Below are 12074 nucleotides of genomic sequence, written 5' to 3' on the forward strand. Positions count from 1 at the left end.
GGAGATCTCCTCACCCGCGCGGCGCCTCGGCGGGGTCCTTCTGTCCACTCACTTCCAGCGGACGGGCTCCGATTCGACGGTCGCCGTCTCGTACCCCTCGAGCGCACCCGTGACCCGGACGGTGATGTCCTGACCCTTGTGCTTGCCGGTGAGCTTGAAGGTCTCACCGGTCGCGCCGGCGATCGGTTCACCGTCGGCCAGCCACTCGTAGGAGAACTCCGGTGACGGCTCCCACGTGCCCGGATCGACCCGGAGGGTGCTGCCGGGCTTGATGCCCTTGTCACCGGAGACGACCGGCACGGAGGTGACGAACTCGGCCGGGGCCGGCTCCTCCTCCGGCACCACTGCGGTGAACGTGCGGACCTCGGAGGCCGCCTCGCCGCCGTGCGGACCGGAGGCGAGGACGTACCAGCCGTGCTCACCGTCGGTGAGGTCGTTCCAGGTCACGGTCGCCTCGGTGCCGGAGGGAACACCCGCGGCGGCGCCGATCTCCTTCGCCGTGAGGACGTCGACACGCACGGAGTCGGTCGCGAGGACCTTCGTGCGGGACTCGAGGCCACCGGCCGCATAGGGCACCGTGAACTCCTGCATGCCCGCCGGGTCGTTGAGTGAGGGGTCGTCGGAGTCGAACACCTCGAGCGACGGCGAGTACGTGCGGACCGTGAACTGCTCGGCCGCATTGTCGAAGTGTGCGAGGCGCAGGTAGCCGAGGCCACCCTCCGGCAGACCCTGGTAGTCGAAGAGCATCGAGTAGACGGTGCGGTCGGTGGTGCCGTCACCGTCGTCGTCGAAGTCGTCGGTCCGGGTGTACGCATCGTGGTAGTGGCCGCTGCTCACCGCGAAGACGTTCTCGTTCGGGGTGACGACCTCGTCGAACACGCGCTGCGGGAACGGACCCAGGCCACCGGTCGTGAGCATGTACTCGTGGAGGTTGATCCACACCTTGCGTTCGGGGTACTGCGCGATGACCTCGTTCATCCACGCGATGTCCTCGGAGTTGAGCTCGTCGTCGTTCGTCGTCGGCCAGCCCATGTAGAGCATGAGGAAGTCGACGCCGGCGGCGGACACGAGGTCGTAGTGACCGCGGTTGTCCTTGTACGAACCGCCGTACCAGGGGTTGTCCGCGAAGCGCGCCTCACCGAAGTACTTCGAGTAGTTCGTGTAGTCGTCGTCATGACCGCCCACGTCGTGGTTGCCGGCGAGGACACCGTACGGCAGGCCCGCTTCGTCGAGCTTCGTGTACTGCGCGTCGGCGTTCTTCCACTGGTACTCCGGGTCGGTGTTCCCCGGCGCCCACACGGACTCGTCGGCGACGTGGTTGTCGACGATGTCACCGTTGTGGATGAGGTACTGGAGGTTGAGTTCCTCGCGCTGGTCGAGGAGGAAGTCGTGGATCGCAGCCTGGTGGTCGTAGTACGAGTCGTCGCCCGATCCTCCGACCTGGCCCTGGTTGTCGTTGTAGTACTGCGTGTCGGATTCGATCGCGACGGTGAAGTCGTACTCGGACCGCGGGGTCGCCTCGGCGTGGAACGGGTCCACGGCGTCGGTGCGCTCGGAGAGGTTGCCGGCGGCGAAGCCCTCGGAGTGCTGGACGAGGAAGGTCACCTGTCCGTCGACCGCGTACTCGTCGACCGGCACGGTTCCGCCGAGTTCGAACCCGGTCGCAGCACCGTCGGTCGTGAGGTGTTCGTCGATCGTCTCCCACGTGCCGTCCGCGGTGCGGGCGTGGAGGAGCACCTTGGCCTCCTCGTTCGCCCGTCCGGTCCACGCGAAGCGTGCCTGCGCTCCTTCGCCGGCGTCCTCCGGGACATCCACGGTGTAGAGCTGGTACGGCAGCGTCGTGTCGCTCTCGGTCGCGACCTCGAGCCCGTCGGTGCCGAGCAGGTTCTCGAGGTCGGCGCCGCTGAGGACCTCGCCCTCGCGTGCGTCGCTCGCGGCGAGTGCGTCCGTCGTCGTCCCGGCGGACACCGTGAGCTCCTCGTCGCCGGGGGCGAAGGTGAAGCCCTCGCGGAAGCTCAGGTCGAGCGCATCGGATTCCGCCGAGGCGCCCGTCGCCGTGAGGTCCACCGTGTCGCCGTCCACGGTCGCACCCTCGGCGGGACCACCGAGCGTGATCTCGGGGCGTTCGTCGGCCGAGGAGAAGGTGACGGCGGTGGTGCCGATGTTGCCGACCTCGTCCGAGGCGGTGAACTCCACCGTGTGTTCGCCGGGTTCGAGCGCGAGGGAGCTCGTGGTGAACGGCAGCTCGATCGGCTCACCGTCGAGGGTCGCGGTGAGGGCGTTCAGCCCGGCTCCGGCATCGGTCGCCACTGCATCGATCGTGAGGTCGCCGCGGTAGAGCTCGCCCTCGACGACCGTGGGTTCGACGACCGGTGCCGTGTTGTCGACCGTGACGGTCCTGCTCACGGAGTGCGTGCCGTCGCTCGCCCCGAGGGTGTGCGGGCCGTCCACCACCTGCGTGGTGTCCCACGTCGTCGCGATCGAGTCGAAGGCGTCCTCGGGGATGTCGAAGGTCGCGAGGAACTCGACGAGGTTCGCATCGCTGAATGCGATGTTCGCGTCATCGGCCGGGCAGTCGACGGCCGCCGGATCGGTGACGGTACCGTCGGCCTCCTTCCGGGTGTCGCAGGAGGTCGGCCGGAGGATCCGACCGTCCGGCAGCGCGAGCCGGAGGTTGCGGGCGGAGAAGTCGTCGTTGTTCTCGTTCACGTTCGCCTCGGGCCACGCCTTGGTGCCGGCGGTGACGGTGAGCGTGAGCGGCTCGCCGGGAACGATCTGCTCGACCGGCACGGTCGCGTCGACCGTGACGATGCGGTCGTAGAAGCCCTCGTCGAAGATCGTGAGGACCTCGTCGCCGAGCTTGATGCCGTTGCGGAAGAAGGCGTCGGTGCTCGTCGCCTCGAGGGCGAACACGGGTCCGGTCTCGAGGGACGGCACGGTGTCGGTGACCGGTGCGCCGTCGATGGACAGGTCGAGGGATGCCGGGTCACCCTCCGTCGTCGCGGACACGCGGTGATCACCGGTGACGAACTCGCCGTCGGACGCGGAGAGACGCACGGGCTCCGGGTCTCCCTCGACGAGGTCGAGGCGCACGGGTTCGAGCACGCTCTCCTGCACGCCGTCGCTCGCCGTGACGGAGTACTCGAGCCACTGCTTGCCGAAGGTGTCGGCGGAGGGGATCGAGTACGTGAAGAGCCCGTCCTCACCGGCGGTGAGGTTGCGGGTCTGTGTGGCACCGAGGTTGTCGGTGAGGGTGAGGGCCACGGTGCGCACGAGCACGTCGTCGCTCACCTCGAACCCGAGGTCGAGCCCGCCGGAGTCGGGGATCTCCCCCGTTTCGGTGAGATCGCGGATGACCGGTGCCTCGCCTCCGTCGAGTGTCGGCGCAGTCGAGGCGGGGATCTGGTCCGCGCTCACCGCACCGGGGGTCGGGGCGGCGAGGCCGAGCATCGTCTGCACGGTGCCGTTCGGCTCACTCGGCGTCCACATGTGCTCACCGGCTGCGGGGTTCCACGCGTACTGGATCGCCGTGGTGGCGGTCGTCTGGTCGTTGTCGAAGTAGTAGGCACGGCTCACGTCGTGGCCGGTGTTCGTCATCACCTGGATGCCGCGGGAACCGCCGTTGGCCATGCCGCCGTTGTACATCTGCACGAGGTCGACGCCGAGTTCGAGGTCGGTGCCGTAGTTCGCGTTGAAGTCCTCGGCCGTGAGGCCGGCCTCGACGCCCGCGGGGTTGACGACCCACAGCACGAGGGTGCCGCTGGCGGGGATCACGACGTCGGCGGGCACTGCGGGCCAGAGGACCGAGCTCGTCGTCACGGGATCGACGAGAGCGTTGTCGGTGTAGAGGTAGTTGATCGTGTAGTCGCCGAAGTCCACCGGCTCATCGGAGGCATTGCGGACCTCGATGAACTCGTAGGCGTCGGAGCCTCCGACGTTCGCGGTGTCGGGAGCGACCTCGGTGATCTGGAGGAGAGGCGCCTCGGCGGGTGCGGCGGTGGCGGCGAGCGCAGGGCTCACGGCCACGGCACCGGAGGCCGCGAGCGCCGCAGTGACGGCAGCGGAGAGGAGCGCGCGCGTGCGCGACTGTGCTGAGAACTTCACAAGAGCTCACTGAATCACCGCTGAGTGGCGGACGGGGTGAGCGCGTGTGAACGGCGGGTGAACCTCCGGTGACGTCAGCCCTCGAGCGGGATCATGGGGGCGTTCTCCGCCTTCCATTCCTCCCACTTCTCGGTCCACTGGCCCTCGGGGGTCTCCGCGGTGAAGGTCTTCCACCCCTCGCGGAGCGTCTCCCCGCGTGCGATGAGCGCCTGGTTCCGCTCCTCCATCTCCGGGGTCCACACGCCCTGCTCCTCGAGGTAACGGACGAGTCCGTCGTGGTGCGGGATGACGATCGGGGTCCAGTCGATGGTGTCCATCGACCAGTCCTTCGTCGTCGTCGTGGCCTTCTCGTAGGCGGGGAAGCCCTCGTCGAAGGCCTTCACCATCGCGTAGACCTCGTCCTCCGAGTACTGCGCGTAGGACGTCATCGCGATCGAGTAGGTGGGTCCGTGGACGGGCTGACCGTCCTCCTTGCCGATGGGGGTCTCGAACTCCTCGATGACGACCGAGGGCGCGGATTCCTGGAGGCGCTTCTCCGCCTCGGGGCCTCCGTCGAAATCGATCCAGTCGAAGTCCACCGTCGTCGCGACCTCGATGATCGCGGAGGACTGTGCACCGAAGTACACCATGTCGATCGCGCCGTCCTTGAGCATCTGCGGCTGCGTGCCGTACTGCGCGGGCACCATCCTCACGTCGTCCTCGGTGAGACCGGCGTAGGCGAGGACGCCCGCGATCTTCTCCTGGGTGGAGGGGTTGCCGATGAAGTCGGGCACTTTCTTGCCCTTGAGGTCCTGGAGGGTCTCGATGCCCTCACCGGCGCGCACACCGACGGTCACCGTGGTGGGCGGTGTCCAGACGGTGCGGAGATCCTGCGGGCCCCAGTCCTTCGAGACGAACTCGTACTTGCCCTCGAAGGCGTAGAAGGCCTCATCGGACAGGCGCGCGATCTGCGCCTGCCCCACGCGCAGCGGCGTGAGTCGACCCATACCGGTGTCGGACCCGAGGATGCGGACCTGGGAGTCGTAGTTCGCGATGAGCGCTTCGGCGACCGCGGCCTGCTCCGAGTAGTTCGAGGTACCGACGCCGTAACCGGTCCACACCGTCGTCCTCGGGAGGCCGTTCTCGAGGACGCCGGCGGGCGCCTCGGTCGAGGGCTCGCCGTCCTTCGTGATGGTGCCGCACCCGGTGAGGACGGTGGCGAGCAGGGCCGCGCCTGCGAGCGTGCGTACGGAACGGCGCGAGAACATCTTCATCGATCGACTCCCCTGTGGGCGCGGCACACACCGGCGTGCGGAACGCGCATTCGACTGACCGAACATCTTTCCGCCTTCGGGAACGTTGGGCCGAGAGTCGAAAGATGTCCAGCCAAGAATTGTACGGGAACCGGACTTTCGCCCGAGGACACACGAGGTGTGAGACTGCGCACCCGTCGACCAGAGAGAAACACCGACCCGAGAGAAACACCGACCGGATTGGGGCGCACCGCCGACCTCGGGATCGGACACGACGACCGCGGGGGCTCGGAGCGGGGGAACTCAGAGCGGTGGCAGCGGCGCGTTCTCCGCCTTCCACTTCTCCCACTCGCTCGCCCACTGCTCCTGCGGCACGTCCTCCTTGAAGCTCTCCCAGCCCTCGCGCAACGTTTCCCCACGGGCGATGAGCGCCTGGTTCCGCTCCTCCATCGCCGGGGTCCACACGCCCTGCTCCTCGAGGTACTGCACGAGCCCGTCGTGGTGCGGAATGACGACCGGCATCCAGTCGATCGTCTCGAAGTTCCACAGGTCCGTCGTCGAGGTCGCGTTCTCGTACGAGGGGTAGGCCTCGTGGAAGGCCTTCACCATCGCGTAGACCTCCTCGGTCGAGTACTGCGCGTAGGTCGTCATGAGTATCGAGTACGTGGGCCCGTGGAGTTCCTTCGCATCCCCCATCCCGACGCTCGAGGTGTACGGGAGCATCTGCACGCTCGGAGCCCGCTCCTGGAACCGGTCCTCCGCCGCGGGACCGTCACCGAAGTCGAGCCACGTGAAGGGCGTCGTCGTCGCGACCTCGATGATCGCGCTCGACTCGATGCCGAAGAACACCATGTCGATCGCGCCGTCCTTCAACATCTGCGGCTGCGTGCCGTACTGCGCCGGCACCATCGTCACGTCGTTCTCGGAGAGCCCGGCGTACGCGAGGACACCCTGGATCTTCTCCTGGGAGCTCGGATTGCCGACGAAGTACGGCACCTTCTTGCCCTTGAGGTCCTGCAGGGTCTCGATCCCCTCTCCGTCGCGCACGCCGACGGTCACGGTCGTCGGCGGCGTCCACACGCTCCGGAGGTCCTGCGGCCCCCAGTCCTCCGAGAGGAACTCGTACTTCCCCTCGAAGGCGTAGAAGGCCTCGTCGGACAGGCGCGCGATCTGTGCCTGCCCCACCCGCAGCGGGGTGAGACGGCCCATGCCGGTGTCCGACCCGAGGATCCGGACCTGCGACCCGAAGTCGTTGATGAGCGATTCCGCGACGGCCGCCTGCTCGGAGTAGTTCGACGTGCCGACCCCGTAGCCGGACCACACCTGCGTTCTCGGCAGTCCGCTCTCGAGGACGCCGGCCGGGGCCGTGAGCGAGGGTTCACCACCGGTCGAGATCGTGCCGCACCCGGAGAGCACGACCGAGGTGAGGACGGCACCGGCGAGGACACCGGCACCCCGCCGCGCCAGAGCACGGGCTCGAGCGGACGCCGGGGACGAGGACTGCGGGAGGACAGGGTTCACAGGGGGCTCCGAAAACGTCGTTGTTCTGGGGCGGGCACTCCGGCGGAGCGCAGGAATCACGGCGCTCCGGCGGAGCGCGCGAGGAGGCCGCTCCCGAGGCGCCGCGCGGCCGGGTAGGGCGCGGCGCCTCGGGAGGGCAGGAGTGGCGGAACGGGCCTCAGACCAGTTCGAGGATCGTGGCGTTCGCCTGGCCGCCGGCTTCGCACATGGTCTGCAGGCCGTAGCGGGTGTTCGTGCGGCGCATGCGGTGCACGAGGTCTGTCATGATGCGCGCGCCCGAGCCACCGAGCGGGTGGCCGAGAGCGATCGCGCCGCCGTCGGGGTTGACGCGGTCGGCCGGGGCGCCGATCTCCTTCATCCACGCGGCGGGCACGGAGGCGAAGGCCTCGTTCACCTCGTAGGTGCCGATGTCGGAGGCGTTCAGGCCGCTCTTCGCGAGCGCCTTCTGCGTCGCCGGGATGGGGGCGGTGAGCATCGTGACGGGATCGGCCCCGGCGAGGGCGGCGGTGTGGATGCGGGCGATCGGGGTGAGGCCGAGCTCCCTCGCCTTCACATCGGTCATGATGAGGAGCGCCGCAGCACCGTCGGAGATCTGCGAGGAGTTCCCCGCCGTGATGACGCCGTCCTCCTTGAAGACCGTCTTGAGGGTGCCGAGCTTCTCGAGGGTGCCGCCGGGGCGGATGCCCTCGTCCTGCGCGAACTCGAATTCCTCCCCCTCCTTCGTGAGGCCGGTGATCGGAAGGATCTGCTCGGAGAAGTGCCCGGCCTCGGTGGCGGCCTGGGCCCGGGCGTGCGATTCGAGGGCGAGGGAGTCGAGTTCGGTGCGGGTGAAGCCCCAGCGTTCGGCGATCGCCTCCGCGCCCTCGCCCTGACTGAACTCCTCACGGCCGTACTTCGCGAAGATCGTGGGGCCGAAGGGCTTGCCGGGGCCGTTGTTGCGGTTCGTGCCCATGGGTACGCGGGTCATCGACTCGACGCCACCGGCGAGGACGACGTCGTAGTGGCCGGCGACGACGGAGGCGACGGCGAAGGTGATGGCCTGCTGGGAGGAACCGCAGGCCCGGTCGACGGTCGTCCCGGGAGTGTCCTCGGGGAACCCGGCGGCCAGGGCGGACCAGCGCGCGACGTTCGAGGCCTGTTCGCCGACCTGGACGACGTTGCCGAAGACGACGTCGTCGATGATCGACGCGTCGAGGGAGTTGCGTTCGGCGAGACCGCGGAGGACGTGCGCTCCGAGGTCGACGGGGTGGATGTCGCGGAGCGCACCGTTCCGCTTGCCGACGGCGGTACGGGCGGCGTCGACGATGACTGCTTCCGGCATGACTGACCTCTTTCGAACGACGGTGTTCTCGGTGGGAGGGTGGCCCCGACAGGAGTCCGGGGGACCGGGATCCGGGGGACCGGGATCCGGGGGACGGGGAACGCCTGTGAGGCGTTCCACAGCACGGGCCACTGTAGACGAGCGGACCCCCGGATTTGAACGATCGTTCAGTTCAATCTCGGTATTATTTCTATACGCGCATCTGTTTCTTGGTTTTTAATACGCCCTATGCAATGATTCCTCGAGCGCTCCCGCGTGGGACACGTCTCATGCCCACACGCGCCGCCACCCCTCGTGCTCCACCCGTACTCATATCCATCCATACCGACGCCCGGGCACCGCTGCCCGACGAACCGCCCGATCGGATCACCGCTGATCCCGACCGAAAGAACGCATCGATGAAGAAGCTGTTCCGCACCGCGGCTGCCGTCCTGACCGGCACCCTGCTGCTCTCCGGTTGCACCCAACTCGACCTCTCCCAGGACGTCGAGGCGTTCCCGGAGTTCAACTCCTGGACGTCCTACGGCACCGGCACCGCGACCTATGCGGACCTCGCCGCCGCTGCGAACACGATCTCCAATGCGACCGACGCCCAGGTCCGGATCCTCACCTCGGACACCGCGATCGGCCGTCTCACGCCCTTGCGCAAGAAGCAGGCCACGATGGGCCGCCTGGGCGACGAGCACATGTTCGCCTACTACGGGGACGAGGAGTTCGCGAACCCCGAATGGGGCCCGCAGGACCTCCGCCTCGTGTGGGCACCGACCGCGCCGCATTCCCTCATGGTCACCGCCGCGAGTGGGATCGAGACGCCCGAGGACCTGCGCGGCAAGAAGGTCCCGAAGATCTCCGCGAACCCCTCCGTGAACAACAAGTACGACGCCCTCCTCGCCTACGGCGGACTCACCTGGGACGACGTCACTCCCGTCACCGTGAGCTACTCGGAACAGCCCGAGGCGCTCAAGAGCGGCAAGATCGACATCGCCTTCCAGCAGGTCTACGGCGCCTCGCTCTACGAGCTCGCGAACACGATCGACACGAAGTGGATCGGATTCGACCCCGCGGAGACCGAGAAGGTCGCCGCCCTGCAGGCGGTCGCTCCGGCAGTCGAGATCGAACCGTTCACGAGAGCGGCCGGTCAGGACGAGGGGCAGGAGGACTACGGCATGATCTACTCGGTACCCCTCACGTCCTATGCGGACCTCTCGGAGACCCAGGCCTACGAGACCGCGAAGGCGCTCCAGGAGCACTACCCGGACTACCGTGACGCGACCGTGACAACGGAGAACTGGGACCTCGAGCACGTCGTCACGATGCCGGTGCGGGTCCCCTTCCACGAGGGCACCATCCGGTACTTCGAGGAGATGGGCGTCTGGACCCCGGAGGCCGAGGCACGCAATGAGGCGCTCATCGAATACGGCGAGGAGCTGCGCGCCACGTGGCCGGAGTTCCTCGCACAGGCGGACACCTCCGGAGACCTCAAGGCCCAATGGACGGCGTGGAAGGACACGCACCTCGACCCGATCCCGTGATCACCACCGAGATCTTCCGATCGAAGAAACAGGAACGAACATGACCCAACGCATCACTCCCGTGTGGAAGGCGATCATCATCGCCCTCACCGTCCTCGGTGTGATCCTCACGATGAACCAGGCATTCTTCTGGAACCTCGGCGGAGTCACGATTCTCACGAACTCGTACCTCTACTACGTGCTCGCGCTGTTCATGCCGATCGTGTTCATCGTGTTCCCGGTCGCGAAGTCGCAGAAGGGCAAACCCGTCCCGGTCTACGACATGGCGATCGCACTGTTCACGATGGTCGTCTGCCTGTACTTCGGGTTCAACGGCGAGAACATCACGAACCTCGGCTGGGACAAGTCGCTCACCTACCCGACGATCACCCTCGTGTTCTCGATCGGCCTGTGGCTCATCGTGCTCGAGGCGCTCCGCCGTACCGCGGGACTCGTCGTCACCGTCATCGCGCTCGTGTTCTCGCTCTATCCGATGTTCGCCCTCGGCATCCCGGTGCCGTTCCTCCAGGGCATCCCGTACGACTTCGCGGACACCGCCCGCATCCATGCGATGGGTGTCGAGTCCATCCTCGGCCTACCGCTGCAGACCGCCGCGAGCATCCTCATCGGATTCCTCCTCTTCGGTGTGGCCCTCCAGCACACCGGCGGCGCCACCTTCTTCTACGACATCGCCCAGTCGGCGTTCGGCCGCTTCCGCGGTGGTAACGCGAAGGTCGCCGTCATCTCCTCCGGCCTCATGGGCATGATGTCCGGTTCCGCGGTCTCGAACGTGCTCACGACCGGACCGATGACGATCCCCGCGATGAAGAAGACCGGCTTCCCCGGTCGCTTCGCCGCCGGCGTCGAGGCGACCGCGGCGACCGGTGGCACGATCATGCCGCCGATCATGGGTACCGCGGCGTTCCTCATGGTGTCCTTCGTCGGCGTCCCCTATGCGGAGATCGCCCTCGCGGCATTCCTCCCCGCGATCCTCTACTACGTGGGCATCTTCGTCCAGGTCGACGCCTACTCGGGCAAGGCCGGCCTCAAGGGCGTGGCGAAGCACCTCCTCCCGCACGCCGGGAAGACCCTCGTGAAGGGATGGACCTACGTCGTCGCGCTCGGCGGCCTCGTCGTCATGCTCGCGATGGGCATCAACGAGTCCCAGGCGCCCTACTGGATCGTCCTCTTCCTCCTCGTCACGTCCCTCTTCAAGAAGCAGGACCGCCTCACCCTCACGTCCTTCGCGGACTTCGTCCTCGCGTGCGGCAAGACCGTCGCGGAGATCCTCGGCATCATCGCCGGTGTCGGCCTCATCGTCGGCGGCCTCTCGATGACCGGTGTCTCCCTGTCGATGGCGCGCGAACTCATCAACGCCGTCGGTGACAACCTCCTGCTCATCCTCATCGCCGGAGCGGCCACCTGCTTCATCCTCGGTATGGGCATGACGGTGTCCGCGGTGTACGTGTTCCTCGCGATCGTCCTCGCCCCGGCGCTCACCGGCCTCGGCATCAACCCGATCGCGGCGCACCTCTTCGTCATCTACTGGGCGACCGTCTCGTACATCACCCCGCCGGTCGCACTCGCCGCCTTCAGTGCCGCGGGCATTTCCGGGACACCACCGATGAGCACGGCTTTCACCGCGATGCGTCTGGGCCTCGTCACGTACATCGTGCCGTTCGCCTTCGTCCTCAACCCCGCGCTCGTCGCGCAGGGCGAGCCGCTCACGATCATCTACACCTTCGTATTCGCACTCATCGGTGTCTTCTTCCTCGGCTGCGCCTTCGAGGGCTTCATGATCGGTGTCGGCAAGCGCCTCACCGTACCCATGCGCGTGGTGCTCGGAATCGCCGGCATCGCGGCATTCGCCCCGGAGCTCACCTCGAGCCTCATCGGTGTCGCGGTCGGCGTCGCGGCGATGATCGTGACGAAGTTCTGGAACGCGGGCGATCCGTGGACCGCGGAGGAACGCGTCTCCCGGTACAAGCCCGCCGATGCGATGGACGACATCGAGGCCGACGAGACCGCGATGGCGCACGCCGGCGCGTCCCACGAGTTCTCCGCCGTCGGCCCCACCGCCACCCGCGGGCTGGCCGTCGACCTGGAGACCGGTCACACCGTGCTCCCGGACGACCCCCGGGCGGACATCCACGAGGGCGCGTCCGACGAACAGGGACACCGTCACGACTCCTGATCACCTGCGGTGATCGGCGGGACCACCCGCACGGATCACACACCGCCGAGGCGCCCCTCGGTGAGGACATCTCCTCACCGAGGGGCGCCTCGTGTGTGTGGGGCCGGCGACGTGCGCGGGGCTTCCGAAGCGTGGGCGGGGCCGACGTGTGCCGGTGGCCGGAAAAGGAATGCTGCGCATTTGGTAGGGTG

6 protein-coding genes are annotated in these 12074 nt (G+C 67.6%); 2 read left to right on the plus strand and 4 right to left on the minus strand.

The window, feature by feature from the left end:
* Positions 1-48: 48 nt before the first annotated feature.
* From ABD172_RS05390 to ABD172_RS05405, 4 genes are all read right to left on the minus strand, one after another.
* Complete coding sequence (locus ABD172_RS05390; RefSeq protein WP_344307650.1) at positions 49-4104, minus strand: metallophosphoesterase; 4056 nt, start codon at positions 4102-4104, stop codon at positions 49-51.
* 74 nt (positions 4105-4178) lie between these two features.
* Complete coding sequence (locus tag ABD172_RS05395) at positions 4179-5357, minus strand: TAXI family TRAP transporter solute-binding subunit (RefSeq protein ID WP_344307651.1); 1179 nt, start codon at positions 5355-5357, stop codon at positions 4179-4181.
* Between the two features lie 282 nt (positions 5358-5639).
* Positions 5640-6857: a TAXI family TRAP transporter solute-binding subunit gene (locus ABD172_RS05400; protein ID WP_344307653.1), complete on the minus strand. Its 1218-nt coding sequence runs from the start codon at positions 6855-6857 to the stop codon at positions 5640-5642.
* 157 nt (positions 6858-7014) lie between these two features.
* Entirely contained in the window at positions 7015-8178 is a 1164-nt protein-coding gene (locus ABD172_RS05405) for a thiolase family protein (RefSeq protein ID WP_344307655.1), read from the minus strand.
* A gap of 398 nt (positions 8179-8576) precedes the next feature.
* On the opposite strand from ABD172_RS05405, the gene ABD172_RS05410 reads away from it, so the two are divergent.
* Together ABD172_RS05410 and ABD172_RS05415 are read left to right on the plus strand one after the other, a co-directional pair.
* Entirely contained in the window at positions 8577-9710 is a 1134-nt protein-coding gene (locus ABD172_RS05410) for a TAXI family TRAP transporter solute-binding subunit (RefSeq protein WP_344307657.1), read from the plus strand.
* A gap of 40 nt (positions 9711-9750) precedes the next feature.
* Positions 9751-11883, plus strand: coding sequence for a TRAP transporter permease (locus ABD172_RS05415; RefSeq protein ID WP_344307659.1), 2133 nt, complete (start codon positions 9751-9753; stop codon positions 11881-11883).
* Positions 11884-12074: the final 191 nt, after the last annotated feature.

The organism is Brevibacterium samyangense (genome assembly GCF_039529845.1).
Taxonomy (GTDB): Bacteria; Actinomycetota; Actinomycetes; order Actinomycetales; family Brevibacteriaceae; genus Brevibacterium; species Brevibacterium samyangense.

Bases quoted from the DNA above. Each gene is read 5' to 3' on its own strand.
- ABD172_RS05410 (WP_344307657.1), top strand. From the start codon at position 8,577: ATGAAGAAGCTGTTCCGCACCGCGGCTGCCGTCCTGACCGGCACCCTG.
- ABD172_RS05415 (WP_344307659.1), top strand. From the start codon at position 9,751: ATGACCCAACGCATCACTCCCGTGTGGAAGGCGATCATCATCGCCCTC.
- ABD172_RS05405 (WP_344307655.1), bottom strand. From the start codon at position 8,178: ATGCCGGAAGCAGTCATCGTCGACGCCGCCCGTACCGCCGTCGGCAAG.
- ABD172_RS05395 (WP_344307651.1), bottom strand. From the start codon at position 5,357: ATGAAGATGTTCTCGCGCCGTTCCGTACGCACGCTCGCAGGCGCGGCC.